This window comes from Streptomyces sp. NPDC101225 (assembly GCF_044767585.1).
Taxonomy (GTDB): domain Bacteria; phylum Actinomycetota; class Actinomycetes; order Streptomycetales; family Streptomycetaceae; genus Streptomyces.
Map to the genome: position 1 here is coordinate 306,381 of NZ_JBIWOE010000008.1, position 21,284 is coordinate 327,664.

At 69.4% G+C, this 21,284-nt stretch carries 20 protein-coding genes and 1 pseudogene; 7 read left to right on the forward strand and 14 right to left on the reverse strand.

The genetic code is table 11. From position 1 onward, the window contains the following. Nucleotides 1-103 precede the first annotated feature (103 nt). On the forward strand, nucleotides 104-955 hold the full coding sequence (locus ACIRPX_RS15065; RefSeq protein WP_404193560.1) for an IclR family transcriptional regulator C-terminal domain-containing protein: 852 nt from the start codon (nucleotides 104-106) through the stop codon (nucleotides 953-955). Here ACIRPX_RS15065 and ACIRPX_RS15070 read toward each other — a convergent pair. The 8 genes from ACIRPX_RS15070 to ACIRPX_RS15105 all read right to left on the reverse strand — a co-directional run bounded on the left by ACIRPX_RS15070 (nucleotide 870) and on the right by ACIRPX_RS15105 (nucleotide 8,559). Then, nucleotides 870-1,805 carry a PDR/VanB family oxidoreductase gene (locus ACIRPX_RS15070; protein ID WP_404193563.1) on the reverse strand — a complete coding sequence of 312 codons (936 nt, stop codon included), beginning with the start codon at nucleotides 1,803-1,805 and terminating at the stop codon, nucleotides 870-872. The two genes, ACIRPX_RS15065 and ACIRPX_RS15070, sit on opposite strands and share 86 nt — an antisense overlap. Continuing rightward, a complete protein-coding gene (locus ACIRPX_RS15075; protein ID WP_404193565.1) occupies nucleotides 1,802-1,978 on the reverse strand; it encodes a hypothetical protein in 177 nt (58 codons plus the stop codon). The genes ACIRPX_RS15070 and ACIRPX_RS15075 overlap by 4 nt, the downstream gene beginning before the upstream one ends. Beyond that, a complete protein-coding gene (locus tag ACIRPX_RS15080) occupies nucleotides 1,975-3,048 on the reverse strand; it encodes a Rieske 2Fe-2S domain-containing protein (protein ID WP_404193567.1) in 1,074 nt (357 codons plus the stop codon). The genes ACIRPX_RS15075 and ACIRPX_RS15080 overlap by 4 nt, the downstream gene beginning before the upstream one ends. Nucleotides 3,049-3,992: 944 nt before the next feature. Continuing rightward, nucleotides 3,993-4,541 (reverse strand): alpha/beta fold hydrolase, encoded by a 549-nt coding sequence (locus ACIRPX_RS15085; RefSeq protein WP_404193639.1) that lies wholly within the window; start codon nucleotides 4,539-4,541, stop codon nucleotides 3,993-3,995. Nucleotides 4,542-4,563: 22 nt separating this feature from the next. Then, the gene (locus ACIRPX_RS15090) at nucleotides 4,564-5,421 is read right to left on the reverse strand and encodes a sugar phosphate isomerase/epimerase family protein (RefSeq protein WP_404193570.1); all 858 of its coding nucleotides are present in this window, start codon (nucleotides 5,419-5,421) and stop codon (nucleotides 4,564-4,566) included. A gap of 85 nt (nucleotides 5,422-5,506) precedes the next feature. Then, on the reverse strand, nucleotides 5,507-6,316 hold the full coding sequence (locus ACIRPX_RS15095) for an SDR family NAD(P)-dependent oxidoreductase (protein WP_404193573.1): 810 nt from the start codon (nucleotides 6,314-6,316) through the stop codon (nucleotides 5,507-5,509). After that, the gene (locus ACIRPX_RS15100) at nucleotides 6,313-7,326 is read right to left on the reverse strand and encodes a sugar phosphate isomerase/epimerase family protein (RefSeq protein ID WP_404193576.1); all 1,014 of its coding nucleotides are present in this window, start codon (nucleotides 7,324-7,326) and stop codon (nucleotides 6,313-6,315) included. The genes ACIRPX_RS15095 and ACIRPX_RS15100 overlap by 4 nt, the downstream gene beginning before the upstream one ends. 51 nt (nucleotides 7,327-7,377) lie before the next feature. Continuing rightward, nucleotides 7,378-8,559, reverse strand: coding sequence for a Gfo/Idh/MocA family protein (locus ACIRPX_RS15105; protein WP_404193579.1), 1,182 nt, complete (start codon nucleotides 8,557-8,559; stop codon nucleotides 7,378-7,380). 217 nt (nucleotides 8,560-8,776) lie between these two features. On the opposite strand from ACIRPX_RS15105, the gene ACIRPX_RS15110 reads away from it, so the two are divergent. The 6 genes from ACIRPX_RS15110 (at nucleotide 8,777) to ACIRPX_RS15135 (ending at nucleotide 14,791) form a co-directional block, all read left to right on the forward strand. Then, nucleotides 8,777-9,814: a LacI family DNA-binding transcriptional regulator gene (locus ACIRPX_RS15110; RefSeq protein WP_404193581.1), complete on the forward strand. Its 1,038-nt coding sequence runs from the start codon at nucleotides 8,777-8,779 to the stop codon at nucleotides 9,812-9,814. Between the two features lie 592 nt (nucleotides 9,815-10,406). Continuing rightward, nucleotides 10,407-11,411 carry a sugar ABC transporter substrate-binding protein gene (locus tag ACIRPX_RS15115; protein WP_404193583.1) on the forward strand — a complete coding sequence of 335 codons (1,005 nt, stop codon included), beginning with the start codon at nucleotides 10,407-10,409 and terminating at the stop codon, nucleotides 11,409-11,411. A 100-nt stretch (nucleotides 11,412-11,511) separates the two neighbouring features. After that, nucleotides 11,512-12,573, forward strand: coding sequence for an ABC transporter permease (locus ACIRPX_RS15120; protein ID WP_404193586.1), 1,062 nt, complete (start codon nucleotides 11,512-11,514; stop codon nucleotides 12,571-12,573). Nucleotides 12,574-12,575: 2 nt separating this feature from the next. Then, nucleotides 12,576-13,373 carry an ATP-binding cassette domain-containing protein gene (locus tag ACIRPX_RS15125; protein WP_404193588.1) on the forward strand — a complete coding sequence of 266 codons (798 nt, stop codon included), beginning with the start codon at nucleotides 12,576-12,578 and terminating at the stop codon, nucleotides 13,371-13,373. A gap of 229 nt (nucleotides 13,374-13,602) precedes the next feature. Beyond that, a complete protein-coding gene (locus ACIRPX_RS15130) occupies nucleotides 13,603-13,878 on the forward strand; it encodes a transposase (protein WP_404193591.1) in 276 nt (91 codons plus the stop codon). Between the two features lie 289 nt (nucleotides 13,879-14,167). After that, nucleotides 14,168-14,791 (forward strand): hypothetical protein, encoded by a 624-nt coding sequence (locus ACIRPX_RS15135; RefSeq protein WP_404193594.1) that lies wholly within the window; start codon nucleotides 14,168-14,170, stop codon nucleotides 14,789-14,791. A gap of 814 nt (nucleotides 14,792-15,605) precedes the next feature. On the opposite strand, the gene ACIRPX_RS15140 is transcribed toward ACIRPX_RS15135, so the two are convergent. From ACIRPX_RS15140 to ACIRPX_RS15165, 6 genes and pseudogenes are all read right to left on the reverse strand, one after another. Further along, complete coding sequence (locus ACIRPX_RS15140) at nucleotides 15,606-15,887, reverse strand: hypothetical protein (protein ID WP_404193597.1); 282 nt, start codon at nucleotides 15,885-15,887, stop codon at nucleotides 15,606-15,608. Beyond that, nucleotides 15,878-16,576 carry a transposase gene (locus ACIRPX_RS15145; RefSeq protein ID WP_404193600.1) on the reverse strand — a complete coding sequence of 233 codons (699 nt, stop codon included), beginning with the start codon at nucleotides 16,574-16,576 and terminating at the stop codon, nucleotides 15,878-15,880. Before ACIRPX_RS15145 ends, ACIRPX_RS15140 begins: the two co-directional genes overlap by 10 nt. A 353-nt stretch (nucleotides 16,577-16,929) precedes the next feature. After that, nucleotides 16,930-17,946 (reverse strand): Gfo/Idh/MocA family protein, encoded by a 1,017-nt coding sequence (locus ACIRPX_RS15150; protein ID WP_404193602.1) that lies wholly within the window; start codon nucleotides 17,944-17,946, stop codon nucleotides 16,930-16,932. A 52-nt stretch (nucleotides 17,947-17,998) separates the two neighbouring features. Further along, complete coding sequence (locus ACIRPX_RS15155) at nucleotides 17,999-19,429, reverse strand: sugar porter family MFS transporter (RefSeq protein WP_404193605.1); 1,431 nt, start codon at nucleotides 19,427-19,429, stop codon at nucleotides 17,999-18,001. Nucleotides 19,430-19,545: 116 nt separating this feature from the next. Then, complete coding sequence (locus ACIRPX_RS15160; protein WP_404193608.1) at nucleotides 19,546-21,042, reverse strand: CoA-acylating methylmalonate-semialdehyde dehydrogenase; 1,497 nt, start codon at nucleotides 21,040-21,042, stop codon at nucleotides 19,546-19,548. A 29-nt stretch (nucleotides 21,043-21,071) separates the two neighbouring features. Next, nucleotides 21,072-21,284, reverse strand: a pseudogene (locus tag ACIRPX_RS15165) (3D-(3,5/4)-trihydroxycyclohexane-1,2-dione acylhydrolase (decyclizing)); the annotation flags it as partial.

The window sequence follows — 21,284 nt, forward strand, 5'->3', positions numbered from 1 at the left end:
GCGCACAGTAGTGCGCAGCCCTGCCAGCGGGAAGGTAGAAGCCGCAACGGGTCCGGTCAATGGGTTCGCCGACAACATTGTTGACACTTTTGGGGGTGGGGCCATGCCCGGAGGAGCCCGCGCACCGCATTTCGTGAGGTCCTTCGAACGCGGCCTCGCCGTCATCCGCTCCTTCGACGCCGAGCATCCCGCGCGCACCCTGAGCGAGGTCGCCGACACCTGCGGCCTGACCCGGGCCGCCGCCCGCCGGCTGCTCCTGACCCTGGCCGACCTCGGCTACGTCCACCAGGACGGCCGGCTCTTCCGCCTCACCCCGCGTGTGCTGGAGCTCGGCTACTCCTATCTCTCCAGCGTCACGCTGCCGCAGATCGCCGAGCCGCATCTGGAGCAACTCGTCGAGCAGGTACGGGAGTCGTCCTCGCTGTGCGTGCTCGACGGCGACGACATCGTCTACGTGGCGCGGGTGCCCACCCGCCGCATCATGTCGGCGGCGATCACCGTGGGCACCCGTTTCCCGGCCCATGTCACCTCGGTGGGCCGGGTCATCATCGCCCATCTGCCGGACGAGGAGATCGACGCCCGGCTCGCCCGCATCGAGCTGCTCCCCCTGACGGAACACAGCGTGATGTCGACCGCCGCCCTGCGGGAGGAACTTCACCGGGTACGGCGGCAGGGGTACGCCCTGGTCGACCAGGAGCTGGAGGAGGGGCTCCGGTCGGTGGCCGCCCCGGTGCGCGACCGGGGCGGCGAGGTGGTCGCGGCCGTCAACATCGCCGTCCCGGCCGGCCGCAACTCCGTCGCGTCGATCCGCCGGGACCTGCTGCCGCACCTGCTCGCGGCGGTCGCCCGGATCGACTCCGACCTCGGGATCACAGGTCCAGCACGAGCCGCTTCCCACGGCAGCGGGACACACAGATCATCATCGTCTCCCCGCTCCGCCGTTCCGCGTCGGTGAGGACCGAGTCGCGGTGGTCCGGGGCGCCTTCGAGCACGTCGGTCTCACAGGTGCCGCAGGTGCCCTCGGTGCAGGAGAACAGCACCTCCACGCCGGCGGCCCGCACGGCGTCCAGCACGGAGACGTCCGCCGCGACGGTGACGGTGCGTCCGCTCTGCGCCAGCTCGACCTCGAACTCGGCGTTCGGGCGGCCCTGTTGCTCCTTCGGCGTGAACCGCTCGACGCGCAGCCGCCCGGCCGGGCAGCGCTCCTCGACCGCGTCCAGCAGCGGCCCCGGGCCGCAGCAGTACACCAGGGTGTCGGCGGGCAGGCCGGCCAGCACCCGATCCAGGTCCAGCAGCCCGGACTCGTCCTGCGGGCAGAGCGCCACCCGTTCCCCGTACCGCGCCAGCTCCTCCGTGAAGGCCATGGAGCCGCGGGTACGACCGCCGTACATGAGGGTCCACTCCGCGCCCGCCGCCTCGGCCGCGGCGAGCATCGGCAGGATCGGGGTGATGCCGATCCCGCCGGCCACGAAGCGGTAGCGGGCGGCGGGATCCAGCCGGAAGTGGTTGCGCGGCCCGCGCACCCGCACCGTGTCGCCCGCGCCCAGCCGGGCGTGCACATGGGCCGATCCGCCCCGCCCGTCCGGCTCCCGCAGCACGGCGATCCGCCACGCCGAGCGGTCCGCGGGGTCCCCGCACAGCGAGTACTGCCGCTCCAGTCCCGGCCCGAGCACGACGTCGACATGGGCGCCCGGCTCCCAGGCCGGCAGGTCCTCGCCCAGCGGATGGCGCAGGGTGAGGGCGAGCACGCCGTCGGCCGCGGACTCCCGGCGGCCGACGACGAGTTCGGTTTCGTACACGGTCATGACGCGCTGCTCTCCTGCGGCCGGTGTCCTTCGGGGTGGCCGAGCATCCACTCCCACATCTCGACCGGGTCCTGGGCGGTGTGCTCGGCGCCGCAGTGACAGGTGCCGTGCAGGACGTCGGTGCCCGGCAGCCAGTCGATGCGGTAGATCTCGCCGGTGGGGCTGCCGCTCACTGGACCTTCTCCACGGGCTTCTCGCCCTCCTCGACCAGCCGGGCCAGGATGCGGCGCGCGGCGAGGCCACCGGTGTCGATGTTGATGCTCAGCTCCTGGTACCCGGTGCGCTCCGAACCGAGCGTCCGCTGCAGCAGGTTGAGCGCGTCGACGTCCTGCATGACCACGGTGTGGTTGTTGCCCCGCAGGAACTCGGTGACCTCGGCGTCCTCGACCGCCCAGTCGCGCGAGACCATCCAGAAGTCGTACACGTGCCCGTCGCCCGACGGCGTGATGGCGTACGTGATCTCGGTGTGGAAGCCGTTCGGGTCGCTGCCGTCGGCCTCCGGCACGACGCCGACCGGGGCGATCCTGCTGTGCAGCAGGTACAGGCACGGGGCGTGGTACTCGATGTCCTGCCAGCGCGTGATCCGGCCCTCGATGCCGGTGGAAGCGGCGTAGAACGGCGGGCAGGCGGCATCGTCCATGTGCCGGCTGACCCGTACGATGCCCGCGCCCTCGTCGACCTCGGTCGTGATCGGCGTCTCGGCCACCTCGGGGGTGCCGATGTAGCCGCCGTGCAGATACGTCTCGTGGGAGAGGTCGAGGAGGTTGTCGACCAGCAGACCGTAGTCGGCGTCGATGGGCTCCATGCCGCGCACGGTGACCCAGCCGGGTGCGTCGAGGTGGCGGGCGCGCGGAATGGTCCGCGCGTCGGCGAGCGCGGGGTCGCCGATCCACACCCACACCAGCGAGTCCTGCTCGACGGCGGGGTAGGAGGCCACCCGTGCCGTGCGCGGTATCCGCTTCTGCCCCGGCACGTACACGCACGTGCCGCTCGTGTCGTACGTGAACCCGTGGTACCCGCACACGATCCTGTCGCCGTCGAGCCGGCTCGGCTTCTCGTGCAGCGGGAAACGCCGGTGCACACAGCGGTCGGCGAGGGCGACGGGCGTCCCGTCCTCCTCGGTCCGGTAGAAGACGAGCGGCTCACCGAGGATCGTCCGGCCGAGCAGTTCCTCGCGCCCGACCTCATGGCTGTAGGCGGCGACGTACCACTGGTTCCTGGCAAAAGCGGTGATGTGCGGCATGGCAGTTCCCGTCCCTGTCGGCGGGGCGTCGTCGCCCCGCGTGCCGTGGTTGGAATCAGGGTCCTGATGCCGGCGGTGGCTCCGCAAGGCGACTTCTGCCAGACGGAAGAGCTTTCACAAAGATGCTGGTCAGAGCGTCGTTCTGCCAGATCGTGGCCACCAGAGTAGAGGGCCGAGTGGTGTAGCTGTTGGCTTCACACTTGAGGTAGCCGCAGAGGGCCACAGTGAGGGTGCCCAGTCGCTACGTGGCGCTAATCATCCGGATATATCCACTTGCTTCCAATCGTGAGATTCTCTTGTTGATCGATGCCCGGTACAGCGGCAAGAATCAGCATTAGCGCAGGTCAACTACTGTTCATTTTGGAGCCCGAGACCCTCGGGTCGAATCCGGGTCGAATCCGTCGCCTTTGAGGCTGCTGAGCGTGTTGCCGCTGGTCAGGGCGGTGTGAAGCCTTGCGCCGATGTGTCTCGCGTATGGGGGCGGCGCAACGAGCGGTCGGACCGATGAGCCTTTGAAGGCGAGCTGAGTTGCTGCCGTCGGCGGCCAGGGGCAGGGAGCTCGCCAGCAGCTTCTTCCCAGTTGGTGGTGCGCATCTTTCGTGATCACGGCCCGGGGGGATGTTTCCAGGCGGGACAACTGGTGGACGAGGGCTCGGGAATGGCGGTTCCTGGCCGGGATCGTGCCCGGCCGGCACCAGAGGAGGCGTCCAGGGAATGCGAGGCGGGCCGGCTATGTGGCCGCGGCCCCGCAGCCTCGCCGTGGCGCCCGGCGTTGTCACAACCTCCGGTCGGGAACGCCGCCTCGCACCAACGGCGAGGAGCCCGGACGGTTTCGGCCGGGAACGCGGCGTGGCTGAGTGGAACCGTGATCGGCGGAGGCTGGAAGCGCCGGCCGGGACCAACCGACTCGTAGTAGAGGCGGGTCGACGAGTTGATTGTCCCGGTCAACCAATAGATCGAGATGTTGTCGAGCAGTCGGTCGTAGCTGAGGCGGGTTTCACCCTCGCCGTCGCGGTCGCTCCACCGTGGAACTTCTCCACGATCCAGTCGGCGAGTCCGGCCGGCGAGTCGACGAGGCAGTAGGCGAGGGTCTGCGGCTTCGTCGCCTGGATCTGCTGGTAGGCGGTCTCATGACCGGTGAAATGCCTCAGTCGGTCCAGGATGGCCAGGCCGTCGGCGTCCAGGCCGGCGATCGGGTCGTCGCGGTCCGGCGGCGGAGCCGACAACAGGTTGAGGTGGATGGCTCCCACCCGCTGGGGGGTCAGACCGGCGACGGCGGAGGTGACCGCGCAGCCCCAGTCGCCTCCCTGTGCGAAGAACCGCTTGTAGCCCAGGCGGGTCATGAGGGCAAGGAAGGCGGCCGCGGCCCGGGTGATATTCCAACCCCGTTCCCTCGTCGGACCGGAGAGGCCGTAGCCGGGCAGCGACGGCGCGACGACGTGGGAGGCATCGGCCGGGTCACCGCCGTGGTGCGCCGGGTCGTCCGGGACCAGGGGGAGGGCCCAGTCGGCAGGGTCACTTCCAGGTGGACAGGTGTGCGTCGATCCTCTCCCGCATGAACCGGGAGGACTCCTCGGCCTTCTCCTCCCAGGCGAAGACGCAGGCGGTGAGGGTGCCGTCGAATCCGTTCGCGTGCAGTTCGCGGAAGAGTTCGCCGAAGTCGACCTCGCCCTCGCCCATGTTCAGGTGCTGGTGGATGCGGGCGGGGGTGCCGGGCGGGTTGAGGATGTAGCGGTTGCCGGAGGACGCGGTGTGGTCGTAGGCGTCGGCGAGGTGGACGTGGGTGAGGAGGTCTCCGGCGTGCTTGATGATGCCGGGGGCGTCGTGGCCGATGTGGAAGGTGTGCGGGGCGCAGTAGAGGAAGGTGACGTTGGGGTGGTTGATGCCCCGGATGAGGTTGATCGCGTCGTAGCCGTTCTCGACGAAGTCGTCGGGGTGGGGTTCCAGGGTGAGTTTGATGCCTTCGCGTTCGAAGACCGGCAGGAGCTCGTCCAGCGACTTCCAGAACTGTGCCTCGCTGCGGTCGGCGTCCTCGGGGCGGCCGTTGAACTCGGAGATCATGCTGTCGACGCCGAGGTCGGCGGCGATCTGGATGGAGCGCTTCCAGTAGCGTACGGCGGCCTGGCGGGTGTCCTCGTCGGGGCCGGACCAGCGGAACAGCGGCAGCAGGGAGGAGACGCCGACGCCCGCCGAGTCCAGTGCCTTGCGGAACTTCCGTACCGTCGTGTCGTCGACGCGCGGGTGGCGGAAGAAGGGGATGAAGTCCTCTCGCGGGGACAGCTCGATCCACTCGTAGCCCAGGTCGGCCACCGCGGCGGGAAGTTCGAGCAGCGGGGTGTTGCGGATCATGTAGGGGTCGAGGGCGATCTTCATGGTCGGGTGCTCCTTGATGCCGTCGGCTCCTGCGGCTTGAAGGCCGCCGGAGCCGAATCCCTGCGGTCGGGGGTGGATTTTCGGGTCAGTGTTTACGGGTGGGCGAACGCGTTGCTTTGACGGGACGTGGTGTGCCGCTGGAGGCGCTGGTGCCGCCGTCGACGGGGAGCACGGCGCCGGTGATGTATCCGGCGTCGGGGCCTGCGAGGAAGAGCACGGCGCGCGCGATGTCCTCGGGCCGGGCGACCCGGTCGAGCGCGACGCGGTCGAGGAGGCGAGCGGAGAACTCCGGGTCGTCGAGGCGTTCCTGGGTGAGTCGGGAGACGGTGAAGGCGGGCGCGACGGCGTTCACCCGTACTCCGTCGGCGCCGAGGTCGAGGGCGAGGCTCTGCACGAGCGCGTTGACCGCCGCCTTGGTGGCGTTGTACGCGAACTGGTCCCAGTCGCCGCGCAGTCCGGCGATGGAGGAGATGGCCAAGAAGTTGCCGCGGGTGGTGCGCAGCAGCGGCGCGGTCAGGCGGGCGAGCTGGATGACCGAGTCGAGGTTCACCGACCGCAGGCGCTCCCAGGCGGTGGCGTCGAAGGTGTCGATGCGGCTGGGTTCGCTGGTGCCTGCGTTGGCGATGACGACGTCCAGGCGGCCGAAGCGTGCGGTGACCGCGGACACGGTGCGTTCGAGGGCGTCGGTGTCGGTCACGTCGGTGGCCAGGACCTGTACGTGCTCGGCGTCGAAGCCGGTCACTGTCTCCTGCAGTGGCTCCGGGCGGCGGCCGAGGACCGCGACGTTCGCACCCTGTTCGAGGAAGGCGCGCGCGGTCGCCCGGCCGATGCCGGAGCCGGCTCCGGTGACGAGGACGACCCGCCCCTGGTAGGGGTAGTGGGCCCACGCGATCATGACTGCAGGGACTCCTGCAGTGCGGCGTCGGCCGCCTTGAGGACCTCGGCGGCCACGGCGACACCCTCGACGGGGCCGAGTTCGGTGTCCTCGTGCTCGATGTTGACCAGCATGTCCGGGTCGACCTCGTGCAGGGCGCGCAGGAACTCGGTCCAGTAGGCGACGTCGTGGCCCTTGCCGAGGGCAACGAAGTCCCAGGCGGAGTTCCTGGGCCACTCGTTGGCCCATTCGTCGCCGCCGAGGTTGGTGCGCGGCTCGTCTGGCGCGAGGCGGCGGAAGCTGTTGTCGAGGACGCCGTTGAGGGCGGCGTGCTCGGGGTTGATGCGGACGTCCTTGGCGGCGGCGTGGAAGACGAGTTCGCCGAGGTGGCGGACGACGGCGACCGGGTCCATCTGCTGCCAGAACAAGTGGGAGGCGTCCAGTTCGACGCCGAGGTGGGTCGCGCTGGTGAGGTCGATGAGCTGGTGCACGCTCGCCGAGGTGAACACAATGTTCTGCGGGTGCAGTTCGAGGGCGACCTTGACGTCGTGATCGCGGGCGAGCCGGTCGGTCTCGCGCCAGAAGTCAGCGGCGATCTTCCACTGGTGGTCCAGCACGTCCAGGGCCGCGGAGTTCCAGGCGTTGACGATCCAGTTCGGGCGGGACGCGCCCGGCTCGCCGCCGGGCAGGCCCGACATGGTCACAACACGGTGCTGTCCGAGCCGCTCAGCCAGGCGGATGGAGCGGCGGACGTCCTCGGCGTGCTTCGGGCCGATGGCGGGATTGGGGTGCAGCGGGTTGCCGTTGGCGTTGAGACCAGCGATGGAGACGCCGGTGCCTTCGAAGAGACCGAGGAAGTCGTCCCGGGCGGTGTCACTGACGAGGATGTCGTCGAGGGTCGGCACATGGACGGCGGGAAGGAAACCCCCGGTGTTGATCTCTATGCCCGTCAGCCCCAGGTCGGCGATGACCTTGATGGCTTCCTGCAGCGAGCGATCGTGAAGGATCGCGTTGTAGAGGCCCAGTTTCATGTCGTTCTTCCTCGGTTCTTCAATGGAGTGCGGGTGGAGGGCAGGCTTGGGTCACTGGACGGTGACGGCCTTGCCGCCGGCGTCGGCGCAGGCGACGATCGCGTCAATGACACGCAGGTTGTGCAGCCCGTCGGCGAGCGTGGGACACGGGGGCAGGCGGTCCAGGCCGGCGATCTGCTCCAGGAAGGCCCGGGCCTGCCAGACGAAGAACTCGTGCTGGCCGTGGCCGACGCTGGGGAAGTCCATGGGCAGACCGCCGGCTATATACGGGTGGCCGGGACCTACCACTACCCGCCGGTAGCCGTCCACCGGGTCGGCGGCCGCCGAGTCGGCGAGGGTGAACTCCGCGGGACGTGACAGTTCGAACGTGGCCGCCCCGCCCTCGGTGAACACCTCGAAGCCGAGGGAGTTGGCAAGGCCCCGGGCGATGCGGGAGACGGAGAAGGTGCCGATGGCGCCCGAGGCGAACGCCGCGGTGAAGGTGGCGATGTCGTCGTTCTCGACCCGCGCGCGCTCCTGGCTCACCTGCACGTCGGTCGAGTGCCCCACTGCGGTGCCCAGGGGTACGGGCCGCTCGTGCACCTGGGTGGACAGGACGGCGCCCTGCACGCTCTGTACCGGGCCGCAGAAGTACTCGCCGAGATCGATGAGATGGCTGCCGATGTCGGACAGGGCCCCGGAGCCGGGACGTCCGCGATAGCGCCAGCTGATCGGGGCGTCCGGGTTGTGGCCGTAGTCGCACCAGTAGTGCCCGTTGAAGTGCTGGACCGGCCCGAGTGAGCCCTCCCGCACCTGTTGCCGGATCGCGTTGATCGCGGGGGAGCGGCGGAAGGTGAAGCCGGTGGCCGCCACCAGGCCGGTTCCCTCGGCGGCTTTCACCATGGCCTGGGCGTCGGCTGCGGACGGCGCGAGCGGCTTCTCGCACAGCACGTGCTTTCCTGCCGCCAGCAGGGCTTCGACGATCTCGCGGTGCAGGTGGTTGGCGACCACGACACTGACCGCGTCGATGTCGCCGGCCTCGGCGATGGCCCGCCAGTCGGTCTCGGCCCGCTCGTAGCCGTAGCGGCGGGCCGCCTCCTGGGCGAACGGCTCGTGCGCGTCGGCGACCGCGACCAGGCGCACCTCGGGCAGCCCGGGGCCGTACAGGGTCGTGGCCTGCCGGTAGCCGTTGAGGTGGGCACGGCCGGCCATACCGGCTCCGATGACCGCGACCCTGATCGGCCTTGTGCTCATCGTGATTCCTCTCCGGCGCGCCGTCGCGCCGTGGCTGGGGGCGGGGGACCGCAGCCGAATGCGAGGCCCGGCCGGGGACGGCACGTCGTGTGCCGCGTGGTCCTGGTGCTGCCCAGGTGCATCCGGACAGCTTGATTAAAGCGCTTTAAGTGCTGGTACTATCAACGGCGTCACGGACAGATGTCAAGGGTGTTGCCGCAAAACGACAGGTGATCGCGTGGATGAACTCGATTCCGCCACCCCGACGGGCGGCAACGGGGCGACTTCTCGTCCCCGACTGGAGGACGTTGCCGCACGTGTCGGCCTGTCCACGGCGTCGGTGTCACTGGTGCTGCGTAACATCCCCGGCCCCAGCGAGCGCACCCGGCGCCGTGTCCTGAAGGCGGCCGCCGAGCTCGGCTACCGGGTCGACCGCACCGCCAGCGCCCTGGCCAGCAGACGCAGTCGGCTGCTCGGCGTCATGATCGACGTCCACAGCGCCTTCCAGGCCGAGCTGGTCGAGCATCTGCACACGGCCGCCGAGGAGGTCGGCTACGACCTCGTGCTGAGCACCCAGACCCGGAGTCGTGACGAGAGCACGGCGATCGAGACGCTGCTGGCCTTCCGCTGCGAGGCGCTGATCCTCCTCGGCCCGGTCGCCCCCGCTCCCGTCCTCTCCGACCTCGACCGCCAGGCGCCCGTCGTCTGCGTGGGCCGCCGGATCACCGGCGCCGCTCTCGATGTCGTCCGCAGCGCCGACGACGACGGAGTCGGACAGATCGTCGACCACCTGGCGGGCCTCGGCCACCGCAGGATCGTCTACGTGGACGGCGGGAAGGGCGTCATCGCCACCGACCGGCGCCGCGGCTACCGGAGCGCCATGCGTCGCCACGGCCTCGATGAGGAGATCAGGATTCTCCAGGGCGATCTCACCGAGGAGGCGGGTGAGCGGGTCGGCCGTCACCTCCTCGACAGCGGTGACCTGCCGACTGCCGTCGTCGCGTTCAACGACCGCAGTGCCATCGGCGTGCTCACCGCCCTGAGGGGAGCCGGGGTCGACGTCCCCGGCGCGGTCTCCGTCGTCGGTTACGACGACGACGCCCTTTCCCGACTGAGCTGCTTCAACCTCACCACCGTCAGCCAGGAGGCCGAGGAACAGGCCCGCCAGGCCGTGGCGGCCGCCGTCGAACGCCTCGACGAAGGCCGCACCACGCGCCGCGAGATCGTCCTCGGCCCCTCTCTCGTCGTCCGGGGAACCACGGCGAAACCGCACTGATTCCGTCGAGCCGGCCCTGTGGGTCGGTTGCCACCTGCTCCGGATCGCCTGCCGGCCGGGGCGTGCCGGATGTCCCGCAACGGGCGGCCCTCTGCGGTACGAGCGTTCGGGCATCCGAAGATGCCCTGTACACCTTTTGTGGATGGATCGCGGCAGAGCGCGCATTTGTGAAAAGGCCCTTGACACGTCCCCGAAACACAAGCATGCTCTGGCCACCGCTTAAAGCGATTTAAATCCATCGCGGAACGTACGAGCCCCTGTTGCCGTGACCGGCGCCGGGGACCCCACACAGCAAGCTGCCCGGTGTAACGGTGGGGGTCTCGCAGTAGACCTGGCCCGATCCGCGGCTGGCAGCGCTGACCCCGACACACCTGTAACCGGTCCCCCCCGCCCGGGACGTGGCCGACCTCCCCACCCAGGCCGCACCCCGTCACCGCCGATGGCGCAGTGAACAAGAGTCGCAGCCCACACGCCACGCCCCCGTCCTGGCGTCGCACGAAGGAGTAACCAGCACATGGAACGCAAGCAGCCCGGCCGACCGCTCGGCCGTCGTCTTTCCCGGAGAGCTCTGACAGCGGTGAGTCTGCTTGCCATGTCGGCGGCCGCTGTGACCGGGTGCGCCAGTGGCAAGGCCACCGGCGACGCGGGCAAGGCGACGGCCACGTCCGGCGGCGGTACGACCACGGCGAAGACCGGCAAGGCCTCCATCGTGGTCATCGGCGGCAAGTCCGACGACCCGTTCTTCTCCACGGTCAAGCGTGGTGTCGAGGATGCGACGAAGCTGGTCAAGGCCGGTGGCGGCACGGTCTCTTACCTTGGCCCGGCCTCCTACGACAACCTCGGCCCGGACGTCGCCAAGCTCGTCCGGACCGCCATCTCGCAGAACCCGTCGGCGATCCTGGTGCCGGACTGGGTGCCCGACAGCGAGGACTCCGCGATCAAGCAGGCCATCGCCAAGGGCATCACGGTCTTCATCTACAACTCGGGCGGCGTCACCGCGGCCAACAAGGTCGGTGCCGTGAAATACATCGGCTCCGACGACTACCAGGCGGGCAAGGCCGGTGGCGTCAAGTTCGCCGAATCGGGCGCCAAGAACATCCTCTGCATCAACACGGTGCCCGGCTCCGCCAACCAGGAGGCCCGCTGCAAGGGCATCAAAGACGGTGCCACCAGCAAGGGCTCCTCCTCCAAGCAGCTCCCGCTGCCCTCCTCCAACTTCGGCAACCCGTCCGCCGTCACCCAGGCGATCAAGGGCGCGCTGCTGAAGGACAGCAGCATCGACGCTGTCGTGACGGTCGACACCGGTGACGCCGACAGCGCGGCCGCCGCGATCAAGCAGGCCGGCGCCACCAGCAAGGTGCAGCTGGGCACCTTCGACCTCTCGCAGACCCAGCTCGACCGCATCAAGGCCGGAAACGAACTGTTCGCCATCGACCAGCAGCCCTACCTCCAGGGCTTCTACGTCGTTTCGATGGCCAACCAGTACCTGTCCTACGGCGTGCTCCCGCCGCAGAACCCGATCCTGACCGGCCCGCTGCTGGTCACCAAGGACAATGTCGACAAGGCGATCGCAGGCACCAAGGCCGGCGTGCGCTGACCCACTCACCGGGGTGCCGGACCTCTCCCCGGGCTCGGCACCCCCTTGCCCGAACCTGCCTTTTCAGCACAACCGGATTCCCAAAGGTGACTTGACTCCGATGACAACCTCACTTCCTGACACGACGGCCGAGAAAGAGACCGCCGCCCCACCGAAGCAGTCCGAGAGCGTACTGGGGCAGTTGCGGCACCGTCCCGAGGCGGGCGCGCTCATCGGAACGATCACCGTCTTCGTCTTCTTCGCGATCTTCGGCGGCTCCAAGTTCCTGGCCCCCGCGGGCGCGGCTAGCTGGCTGAACATCGCCGCCGAACTCGGCATCATCGCCATCCCGGTCGGACTGCTGATGATCGCCGGCGAGCTGGACGTGTCCGTCGGCTCTGTGCTGGCGGCCAGTTCGATGACACTGGCCATCGTCTCCGGGCACTGGGGCGCCCCGATGATCGTCGGTATCCTCTGCGCGCTTGGCCTCGGCCTGCTGACCGGCCTGCTCAACGGGATCCTCGTCACCCGCACCAACGTCCACTCCCTGGTCGTCACGCTGGCCACCCTCTCCGGCATGGCCGGCCTCACCCTCGGCCTCTCACGTGTCATCACGGGCACCACCAGCGTCCCGGTCAGTCCGGACCCGCTGTCCAAGGCGCTGTTCGGCAAGCTGATCGCCGGCCAGTTCGAGGTCGCGATCTTCTGGTGGCTGGGCGTCGCCGTCGTGGTCACGGTGCTGCTGCAGCTGATGAAGTACGGCAACTGGATCTTCGCGATCGGCGGTGACAAGGAGAGCGCCCGCGCCACCGGTATCCCCGTCGACAAGGTCAAGATCGCGCTGTACATGGCCAGCGGCTTCGGTGCCGCCCTGGTCGGCGTGATCCAGACGATCCTCTACAACGGCGCCCAGGTCGCCAACGGCCAGTCCTTCGTCTTCAACTCGATCATCGCCGTGGTCGTAGGCGGTGTGCTGCTGACCGGTGGCTACGGCTCCGTCTTCGGCGTGGTGCTGGGCACCCTGACCTTCGCCATCGTCAACCAGGGCATCTACTACACCGGCTGGAACTCCGACTGGGCCAGCCTGATCCTCGGCATCCTCATCCTCGCCGCGGTGCTGATGAACAACACCTTCCGTCGGCTCGCCCTGTCCTACAAGCCCCGCACCGCGAAGAAGGCCTGACCATGACCACACCCCTTCTGCGTCTGACCGGCATCGACAAGTCCTTCCTGGGCACCAACGCACTCACGGACATCTCCCTGAAGGTGGACGCGGGCAAGGTCCTCTGCCTGCTGGGCGACAACGGCGCCGGCAAGTCGACTCTGATCAAGATCCTGTCCGGGTTCCACAAGCCGACCTCCGGGACGATCGAGGTCAACGGCAAGGCGGTCGAGTTCGACAGCCCGCGCGACGCGAGCGCGCAGGGCATCGCCACAGTCCACCAGTTCGGCGGCACCTTCCCGCTGATGGGCGTCGGCCGCTGCTTCTTCGTCGGCGCCGAACCCACCAAGGGCTTCGGCCCGATCAAGCTGTTCGACAAGAAGCTGGCCGGCGACATCGCCGTACGCGAGATGCAGTCCCTGGGCATCACCCGTGTCACCGACGGCAACCGCCTCGTCGGCAGCCTCTCCGGCGGCGAACGCCAGGCCCTCGCCATCGCCCGCGCCGTCTACTTCGGCGCCAACGTCCTCATCCTCGACGAACCCACCGCCGCCCTCGGCGTCAAGGAAGCCGCCCACGTCCTGCGGATCGTCATGCAGGCCCGCGCCAAGGGCGTCGCGGTCATCCTCGTCACCCACAACGTTCGCCACGCCATGATGGTCGGCGACCACTTCGCCGTCCTCATCCGCGGCCAGAAGGCCGATGATTTCCGCAAGGGCGAACGCACCCGCGAGGAGATCACCGACCTCATGGCCGGCGGCGAGGCCATGGCCCACCTCGAAGCTGAACTCGCACAGTTGCAGGCCGACGCAACCACTTGATCGTGAGAGGGGCGGGGACGTCGGCGGACTGCCCCTCGTTCCCGGGTTCCTGGCGCTGCTCGCTGCACACGCCAGCGGTCGGCCGGAATGTCAGCGACAATCTTTCACCGCAGAGTCGCCCGGGGCCAGGGGGGTAGCGCCTCGGGTGGCTCTGCCGGTATGCCCGGCACGCGCGGTTGCTCGGGGCCGAAGTCCCCTGGGGGGAAGAGGTGGCGCCGACCCCGAGGACGTGGAGAACCTGGTCGGCATCGCCGGCACCGGCCCCGCGGATGTCCAGGTCGTCATCGGCGGGACCGGCGGCGACATGGCCCAGTTCGCCTCCGCCGGGCATCTCGCCTCCCGGATCGGGGCCGACCCTGGCACGAACGAATCCGCCGGGGGCACCAAGTCCAAGCGGACCCGCACCGGCGACGCCGACCACGCCTGGTGGGCGTCGCCGCGATGGCCGTGCCCCGGATCAAGAACTGCCACCTCGCCGCCCGCCGCGGCCGGGCACAGGATCTGATCGCTGTCATGCACGAACTCACCATCGCGATCTGGCACATCCCGCGCGACAAGTTCCGCCACCAGGATCCAGGCGTCGGCCACTTCACCCGGCGAGACCCCGACGTGTCCTGTTCCGCATGACCGAAGAAGCCGACCCTCTCGGCTTGACCGTACGCTGCGGGCCCCTCCCCGCGGCGCCCTGCCCAAATACTCGGCTCTTCGTGAGTCACTCGATGGAGCATCCGACCACGTCTTACGAAAGCCTTACGCGCCCTCGCCGGTTGCGCGGCAGCGCCTACGCTCGCACCGTGCCGACCATCCGAAACATCGCCCTCGTCACGGCCGTGCCCCTCCTCCTGGCCGCCGCGGGCCTCACTCACCCCACCGGGCTGTCCCGATCGACGGCCACCGACTGGACCCAGCTGCACATCGTCCTCCTGCCTGTCTTTCCCCTGCTCGCAGTGGGGCTCCTCGTCCCCCTGTGGCGCAGGCCCAGAGCCGACCTCGCAGGCATCGCAACCGTCGCGGCCTGGACCGGCGCCTTCGTCTATGCGGCCTTCTACACGGGCCTCGACGCGGTGGCCGGCATCGGAGCCGGAACCGCGGTCGAGCACGCGGCAAACGGCACGGATCCCAGGCTGTTGAAGCGCCCCCTATACCACACCGCCGACCATCTCGGACACATCGGCGTCTACGCCCTCATCTGTGCCGTGCTTGCCACGGCGGTCGCCCTGATGGCACGACACGGCGTCCGCGTCCTTCCCGGCACGGCTGTCCTGCTGGTCGCGGGCTGGTCCTTCGTCGACAGCCATATCTTCTGGCCGCGCGGAGTATGGACGATGCTCGGATTCGCCCTCGGTTTCGCCTTGCTCGCCTGGGCTACGAGCGGGCCGGTCTCCGGCTCGTCATCTGCTGCGGAGAGTGCGGCCTGACCATGTTCCAGCACGGGCAGTGCTGACCTGCGGCGGGGCTCGGTGCGCGGCGGTCAGCGATCTCGCGGGTTCCTGGTTGGGCGGCAGGGGCCGTCGTACGAGGAACTGGCCGCGCTGGCCGCCGGGGAGGTCCGTGCGACCGATGAGATGCCAGGGCGGGTGCTGAAATGCGGCTCGACAAAATCGAGTTGAGGCGTCGGCCGGGGAACGGGCTCCACCAGAGGCAGCGCCGGCGTAGGACGGGCTGGAGCAGGGACGGAAACGGTCGCAACCCGTGCGGTCGAAGGGCCGTGAGCCGGGTGGAGGGCCGGGGCGGGAGGGCTGCTCGTTGCGGCCGGTGCGGTGTCCGGCCGTGCGGAACGGGTCGAGCCGGCCGAGGGCGCCGGCTCCAACGGTCCGGTGCCCCGTGCGGCGCAGGAGGGTTTCCGGGCAGTCCAGGTCTTCGGCTTCCCGCTGGTGGACAGGTCCCTGTCATCCCTGACCGGAGCGGAGCCGGTCAAGCGGCTGTCTTGTCCGTCTTTCTATCGGTTTTCGGCTGACTGAGATCAGCGTGAAGCAGGGCACGACGTCAAGGTCGTCCGCGCCAGGGGCAGGGGTGTGAAGTTGTGTGTCTCGCCCCAACGGTGTGGTCACGTGGTGGGCAGGCTCGGCTGCCGGTCATCCCTTCGCGGGCACGTGTCCAGCCGGTGGGCCGGACGGGCCCCTGCATGGGGCGTTTCGCGACGACCGACGGGATCCGATCAGACGAACGGCCGCGCCGCCGAGGCAGGAGCCAGACAGAGAACGATCGCGCGCTGGCCGTGTTCCGGCCTGCTCACGCCATGGCCGTCTTCGCCAGGCAGCGGACAACGCCGTCGCGCAGGGCGTAGAAGACCAGGGTGAGCAGCTTGCGGGCCGCGGCGGTCTTGGCGGTGTTGCGGGCGCCGGTGCCGCGGCGTTGGGTGATGCGGTCCTTCAGCCGCCTCATCGGGGTGTCGGCGGAGCATCGCTGGACCGCTTCCATGCAGGCCCAACGCAGCAGCGGCGAGCCCTGTTTGGTGATCGGTTCCTGGTGGATCTCGGTGTCCGAGGCGCGGTGACGCGGGGTCAGGAACACAGTTGTCCGGGACTGGCGAAGCGGGTGACGTCGCCGATCTCGGCGACCATCACCGCGACGAAGACCGGGCCAACCCCGGCAATCGTCTGCACCGCGCGGTAGCCGGGATCAGCGGCGAGCGACTGCGCGGTGAGCTTCTCGATGCCGCTGGTCTCTCCGTCGAGGAAGGCGATCAGCCGCATCAGCGAAGCGACCCGCGCCCGGTAGGGGCCGTGCAGCGAGAGCCCTGCAAGCCAGTCGCGGCCGGCCCGGCCGAACAGATCGGTCACCGGCACGTGCGGGCAGACCCTGGCAAGGACTGCGTGGACCTGCGTCTTCGCCGAGGTGCGCGCGTTGACCAGCTTCTGGCGGTAGCGCACCAGCTCCCGTATCTCTCGGACCCGGGGCGGGGCGATCCATGCCTCGGGCGGAAGCCCCATGCGCAACAGGTCCGTCAGGTCGGCCGCTTCCTTGTCCTTGGTCTTGACCCGCCGGTAGGTGAACATCTTCACTCCGAGCGGATGCGCGAGATGGGCCTCGGCTCCGGCCTCCGCCAGGGCGTCGGCGGCCCGGTACCAGCCGTGGGTCGCATCCAGCACCACCTTCGGGTGCGCGCCCGCCTTGGCCACACCCGCCTTCAGCGCGGCGGGAATGTTGTCGATCCGCACCCGGACCAGCCGCTGGCCCTCCGGGGTCAAGCGCAGCAGCATCGAGCGCCGGCATGCAGGTCCACACCCACGACCTGGGGTCCGCCGTAGGTTTACTCACGGTCCATCAGGGGCCTCCTGCCTGTGGACGGTCGATTCTTCTCCTGGACCGGGCATCGTCCGCACCCGGCCGGAGCGGGAGGCCCCGCTCCTTCATCGCATCAGAAGTCGGAAGAAACCGAGGCCTCTCACTCCGGAGACAGCGGCTCTTCCGCGCTGTGCCGCACAGCGCCAAGCTGCTCGGTACCCCGCCCCAGCCGTCGTTCCGGCACAAGGCGTCGGCCGTCCGCTCCCGGAGCGGACGGCCGAGCGGTGTTCGTTCTTGTCGAACGCCCATCACGCGCGGTTGGCGATCTTCACAGGGTGCCGCCGTAGAAAGCGGGCCGCGGCTTCATGTCGGTGGCGACGATGCCGCCCGACTTCCGTGCCTCGACCGTCGCGTTGGAGATGACGGTGGCGGCGTAGCCGTCCCAGGACGACGGGCCGGTGGGCTCGGCATCAGCCGCGACAGAGGCGATCCACTCGCGGAACTCGGTGTCGAACGCGTCCACGAAACGTCCCACCCAGTCCGTGAGCACCTCCGTGCTGTGCTGCGCCGCGGTACGCACACCGACCGAGGCCGGGTCGGGCAGCCGTACGAGGCCCTCCTCGCCGACGGTCTCGCACTGGATGTCGTAGCCGTACTGGCAGTTGACGAAGACCTCGAGGTCGATACGGACGCCGTTGCCGGTCTCGAAGAGCATGATCTGCGGGTCCTTGAGGTGCGGGTACCGCTTGCTCGTGGAACGCGGCAGGACCACCTGGACGGAGACGATCTCATCGTCGAGGAGCCAGCGCAGCACGTCGATCTCGTGGACAGCCGAGTCGAGAGCGGCCATGTCGGTGTGGTACGACTCGGGCACGGTCGGGTTGCGGTGGGCGCAGTGCACCACGAGCGGCTCGCCGATCCGGCCGGAGTCGATGACCTGCTTCATCTGGCGGTAGCCGGCGTCGTAGCGGCGCATGAAGCCGACCTGGACCAGGCGGCGGCCGTGGGCGGTCTCGGCCTCGATGATCTTCAGGCAGTCCTCCGTGGTGGTGGCGAGGGGCTTCTCGCAGAACACCGGTTTGCCGGCAGCGATCGCGCCCAGCACGTGCTCGGCATGGGTCGGGCCCCAGGACGTGACGAGCACCGCGTCGACGTCGTCGGCCGCGATCAGTTCGGGTCCGTTCGCGAACACCCGGGCGCCGACTCGCGCCGCCGCTTCCTCGGCGCGCGCCGCGTCGATGTCGGTGACCGCGGTGACCTGGGCGCCGGTCACGGTCTCGGTGAGACGGCGGATGTGTTCCCGGCCGATCCAGCCGGCGCCGATGACTCCTACGCGCACAGTCATGGAGTTTCCTTTCTGCGTCCCCGGGCCCCGGCGGGACCGGAGACAGGGAGGTTCAGGAGTAGCGGGCCTTGAGTTCGTGTTCGAGGTTCTCCAGGGTGCGTCCACGTGTCTCGGGCACGTACAGCCTGACGAAGGCGACCGCGAGAACGCCCAGGGCGACGAAGACGAAGAAGGTGTTGGACACGCCGACCGTGTCGACGAGGACCGGGAAGGCCAGCCCGATGAGGAAATTGGTGATCCACAGGGCGAAGGCCGCGATGCCCAGGCCGAAGCCGCGCATCTTGAGCGGGAAGATCTCGGACAGCATCAGCCAGGTCACCGGGGAGATGGCGCCCTGCTGGAAGGCGAGGAAGGTGACGGTCATGGCCAGGACCGCGAACGCGCGGCCGTCGCCGGCGGGCAGCACGAGGGAGAACACGCCGATCAGCAACTGGGCGGCGATGGTGCCGAGTTGGCCGATCATCAGCATGGGGCGGCGGTTGACGCGGCCCAGCAGCCAGATGCCGACGAAGGTGGCCAGTACGGAGATCACGCCGTTGGCGATGTTCGCGGTCAGCGCGCTGTCGGCGGCGAAACCGGCGTCGGTGAGGATCTGGGTGCCGTAGTACATGATGGTGTTCACGCCGGTGATCTGCATGACGATCGCGATACCGATCCCTACGACGACCAGCTTGCGCACCCACGGCACCCTGAGGTCGTCCCAGCCGCCGAGCTTGGCCTTCTCGTCCTCGACGGCCATCGCGGTGACCTCGGCGAGTTCGGCCTCGGCGCGCTGTTCGGAGCGGACCTGCTTCAGGACGGCCAGCGCGTCCGCGTACCGGGCCTTCGAAGCGAGCCAGCGCGGGCTCTCCGGCATGACCAGCATGCCGAACCAGAGTGCGACCGCGGGCAGCGTCGCGACGACCAGCATCCAGCGCCAGATGCCGCCGGACTCGCCGCCGACGCCGGCGATGATCGCGTTGAAGGTGAACGCGGCCAGCTGACCGCTGACGATCATCAGCTCGTTACGGGTGACCAGACGCCCCCGGCGCTCGGCCGGGGAGATCTCCGCCAGGTACACCGGCACAGTCACCGACGCGCCACCCACCGCGAGGCCCAGTACGAAGCGTGCCAGCACCATCAGCTCGGTGTTCGGGGCCAGGGCGCAGCCGAGTGCTCCGAAGAAGAACATCACCGCCAGGAGCAGGATGTTGCGCCGCCGGCCGCGCGCGTCGGACAACCGGCCGCCGAGGAGCGAGCCGAGCGCCGCGCCGAGCAGCAGGGAGCTGGTGACCAGGCCCTCCGTGAACGGGGTCAGGCCGAGGTCGTCGGTCATGTACGGCAGGGCGCCGTTGATGACGCCGGTGTCGTAGCCGAAGAGCAGTCCGCCGAAGGTGGCGATGATCGTGATGATCCGCAACCGCCTCCGGACGGAGGGCGGAGCGTCGTCGGTGAGAACGGATGCTGTACGGGCCTGGGACACGTCGTCGTCCTTGACGTCCATGGCCGTCTCCTGTCGCGTGGGGTTCGATGGGGTCCCCTCAGGGCAGCATCGGGCCAGGTGCCGGCACATGCGTGCCCTGAGGAGGACGGGGTGTTGTGCGGGACAGTCGCCCGCCGTCAGGTGGAGGTGGGGAAGCTGAAGCCGGCGGTGTGCCGCTGGGTGGGCCGGGGCCAGCGGGTGGTGACGACCTTGGGGCGGGTGTAGAACCGGATACCCTCGGGGCCGTGGATGGGCGAGTCGCCGATGAGGGAGTCCTTCCAGCCGCCGAAGGAGTAGTACGACATCGGGACCGGGACGGGGACGTTGATGCCGATCATGCCGACCTTGATGCGGCGCTGGAAGCGGCGGGCGGCCTCGCCGGAACCGGTGAACAGGGCGGTGCCGTTGCCGTAGGGGTTGGCGTTGATCAGGTCGATGGCCTGGTCGAGGCTGTCTGCGCGGACGATGGCGAGGACCGGGCCGAACAGCTCCTCCTGGTAGGCGTCCATCTCGGTGGTGACGTGGTCGAGGAGGGAGGGACCGGTGAAGAAGCCGTCCTCGTGGCCCTCGACCTTCAGTCCCCTGCCGTCGACGACGACGGTGGCGCCCTGCGCGGCGGCCGTGGCGACGGCCTTCTCGACTCGTTCCTGGGCGGCCTTGGTGACGAGCGGGCCCATCTCGGTGTCGGGGGCGTCGCCGGGGCCGACCTTCACCTCGCCCGCCTTGCGCTCCAGGATCTCGACCAACTGGTCGGCCGCGTCACCGACGGCGACGGCCACCGACACGGCCATGCAGCGTTCGCCGGCGGAGCCGTAGGCGCCGGCGGTGATGTGGTCGGCGGCGAACTCGAGGTCGGCGTCGGGCAGGACGACGGCGTGGTTCTTGGCGCCGCCGAGGGCCTGGACCCGCTTGCCGTGCGCGGTGGCCCGCTCGTGGACGTACTTGGCGATCGGGGTGGAGCCGACGAAGGAGACGGCCTGGACGCCGGGGTGGATGAGGATCGCGTCGACCGCGTCCTTGCCGCCGTGGACGACGTTGAACACGCCGTCGGGCAGGCCCGCCTTCTTGTACAGCCCGGCGACGAAGTTCGCGGCGGAGGGGTCGCGCTCGGACGGCTTGAGGACGAAGGTGTTGCCGGTGGCGATGGCGATCGGGTGCATCCACAGCGGCACCATCGCGGGGAAGTTGAACGGGGTGATGCCCGCGACGACGCCCAGCGCCTGACGGAAGTTGTGCACGTCGATGCCGCGGGAGACCTGATCGGAGAAGGAGCCCTTCAGGACGTCTCCGAGGCCGCAGGCGAACTCGACGACCTCACGTCCGCGGGCGATCTCGCCGCGGGCGTCGTCGACGGTCTTGCCGTGCTCGGCGGAGATGATCCGGCCCAGCTCCTCCTCGTGTCCGACGAGCAGCTGGCGGAAGTTGAACATCACCTGCGTGCGCTGGGTGAGGGAGGACTCCGACCAGGTCTCGAACGCCGTGGCGGCGGCGGCGACGGCGGCGTCCACGTCCGCGCCGCCGCCCAGGACGACCCGGGTCTGCTCGGCGCCGGTGGCCGGGTTGAAGACCGGCTGGGTGGAGGTGGCGGCGCCCTGGGTGGGGGAGCCGTTGATCCAGTGCTGGATGGTGGTCACGGTGCGGGTTCCTTTGCGGGGGCGGGGTCTTACAGGTAGTGGCGCTGGTTCTGCTTGTGGGCGGCGTACGTCTCGAACGCGGAGCGTGTGGAGTCCAGGGCGGAGGCCTGGCTGACCGGGACGTCCCACCAGCCGTGGCCGGGCGGGTTGGGGCCGTACAGGTCGGTCTCGACGTGCACGACGGTGGTGCGGGAGGCGGCCTTGGCCTTCTCCATCGCCGTGCGGAACTCGTCCACGGAGGT

Excerpts from the sequence above, each read along its gene's own strand:
- ACIRPX_RS15065 (WP_404193560.1), top strand. The coding sequence starts at position 104 with ATGCCCGGAGGAGCCCGCGCACCGCATTTCGTGAGGTCCTTCGAACGC.
- ACIRPX_RS15070 (WP_404193563.1), bottom strand. The coding sequence starts at position 1,805 with ATGACCGTGTACGAAACCGAACTCGTCGTCGGCCGCCGGGAGTCCGCG.
- ACIRPX_RS15080 (WP_404193567.1), bottom strand. The coding sequence starts at position 3,048 with ATGCCGCACATCACCGCTTTTGCCAGGAACCAGTGGTACGTCGCCGCC.
- ACIRPX_RS15090 (WP_404193570.1), bottom strand. The coding sequence starts at position 5,421 with ATGAAGATCGCCCTCGACCCCTACATGATCCGCAACACCCCGCTGCTC.
- ACIRPX_RS15095 (WP_404193573.1), bottom strand. The coding sequence starts at position 6,316 with ATGATCGCGTGGGCCCACTACCCCTACCAGGGGCGGGTCGTCCTCGTC.
- ACIRPX_RS15100 (WP_404193576.1), bottom strand. The coding sequence starts at position 7,326 with ATGAAACTGGGCCTCTACAACGCGATCCTTCACGATCGCTCGCTGCAG.
- ACIRPX_RS15105 (WP_404193579.1), bottom strand. The coding sequence starts at position 8,559 with ATGAGCACAAGGCCGATCAGGGTCGCGGTCATCGGAGCCGGTATGGCC.
- ACIRPX_RS15115 (WP_404193583.1), top strand. The coding sequence starts at position 10,407 with ATGTCGGCGGCCGCTGTGACCGGGTGCGCCAGTGGCAAGGCCACCGGC.
- ACIRPX_RS15120 (WP_404193586.1), top strand. The coding sequence starts at position 11,512 with ATGACAACCTCACTTCCTGACACGACGGCCGAGAAAGAGACCGCCGCC.
- ACIRPX_RS15125 (WP_404193588.1), top strand. The coding sequence starts at position 12,576 with ATGACCACACCCCTTCTGCGTCTGACCGGCATCGACAAGTCCTTCCTG.
- ACIRPX_RS15145 (WP_404193600.1), bottom strand. The coding sequence starts at position 16,576 with ATGCTGCTGCGCTTGACCCCGGAGGGCCAGCGGCTGGTCCGGGTGCGG.
- ACIRPX_RS15150 (WP_404193602.1), bottom strand. The coding sequence starts at position 17,946 with ATGACTGTGCGCGTAGGAGTCATCGGCGCCGGCTGGATCGGCCGGGAA.
- ACIRPX_RS15155 (WP_404193605.1), bottom strand. The coding sequence starts at position 19,429 with ATGGACGTCAAGGACGACGACGTGTCCCAGGCCCGTACAGCATCCGTT.